Origin of the sequence: Streptomyces niveus, from assembly GCF_001723055.1 — a bacterium.
Taxonomy (GTDB): Bacteria; Actinomycetota; Actinomycetes; order Streptomycetales; family Streptomycetaceae; genus Streptomyces; species Streptomyces niveus.
Genome location: NZ_MDCR01000592.1, coordinates 1 through 1,287 on the forward strand (window position 1 = coordinate 1; position 1,287 = coordinate 1,287).

2 protein-coding genes are annotated in these 1,287 nt (G+C 77.9%); both read left to right on the forward strand.

Going from position 1 to position 1,287, the window contains the following annotated elements:
- Positions 1-593: TIGR04282 family arsenosugar biosynthesis glycosyltransferase (locus BHU15_RS37775; protein ID WP_069631161.1), on the forward strand; the 593-nt coding region annotated here is incomplete at its 5' end.
- Positions 590-1,287, forward strand: a 698-nt coding sequence (locus tag BHU15_RS37780) for a methyltransferase domain-containing protein (protein WP_069631162.1), incomplete at its 3' end; no start/stop codon positions are given. The genes BHU15_RS37775 and BHU15_RS37780, both read left to right, overlap by 4 nt.

Sequence of the window (1,287 nt, forward strand, 5' to 3'; positions counted from 1 at the left end):
GCCTCACCCCGCCCTACACCCCCGCCGAGGCCGCCCTCATCGCCGAGGCCGCGCTCGCCGACACCCTGCGGACCGTCCTCGCCGTCCCCGCCCGCCGCCGCGTCCTGGTCCTGGAAGGCCGCCCCGGACCCTGGCTGCCGCCCGGCATCGAGGTGGTGCCGCAGTGCGCGGGAGGGCTGGACGAGCGGCTCGCCGCAGCCTTCGCCGGGTGTACGGGGCCGACGCTCCTCGTCGGCATGGACACCCCGCAGATCACCCCCGAACTCCTCGATCCCGTCGGCCACTTCGGCACTGCCGGCCACGTCGACCGCGACGCCTGGTTCGGGCCCGCCGACGACGGCGGCTTCTGGGCGCTCGGCCTCGCCGCGCCGGAGTGCGCGCCGCCGGATCTGATCCGCGGGGTGCCCATGTCCGTACCCGAGACCGGCGCCGTACAGCGCCGCCGGCTCGTGGACGCCGGGCTCACCGTGCGCGATCTGCCCCAACTGCGCGACGTGGACTCGGCGTCGGACGCCGCGTACGTCGCGGCGCTCGCCCCGCACGGGCGGTTCGCCGCCACCCTGCGCCGCCTCACCCCGGTGGGCGCCCGATGACCACCGGAACGACGGACATCGCGACCGCCACCACCTGGGGCGGCGACCCGTACGCCGACGCCCTGCGCGCCGGCCACGGCCCGCTCTTCCTGCGCCGTACGGACGGCTGGCTGCTGCCCCTCGACGTCGAGCGGTGGTGCGCCCGCGCCGACGCCGCCGACCTCTCCGCCCTGCGCCGCTGCGAGGGCGCAGTCCTGGACGTCGGCTGCGGCCCCGGCCGCCTCGTCGCCGCCCTCGCGGCCCGGGGGCGGCGGGCGCTGGGCATCGACGTCAGCGAGGCGGCCGTCGAACGCGCGCTGCGCGTCGGCGGCAGCGCCCTGTGCCGCTCCGTCTTCGAACCCCTGCCCGGCGAGGGGCGTTGGGGCACCGTCCTGCTCGTCGACGGCAACATCGGCATCGGCGGCGATCCGGGCGGACTGCTCATCCGGGCCGGCGGACTGCTCACGCACGGCGGGCTGATCATCGCCGAGACCGCGCCCGAGGACATCGACGAGCGCGTCCGGGTACGGGTGGACGACGGGCGCCGCCCGCCGCCGGGGGCGACCGGCTCGCACTTCCCGTGGGCCCGGCTCGGCACCCCGGCGCTGCTGCGGTACGGGCGGGCCCTCGGCTGGCTGCCCGTCGATCAGTGGGAAGCGGAGGGCCGCCCCTTCGTGGCCCTGCGCCGCAGCACCGCCCGCGTGACCAGGCAGAG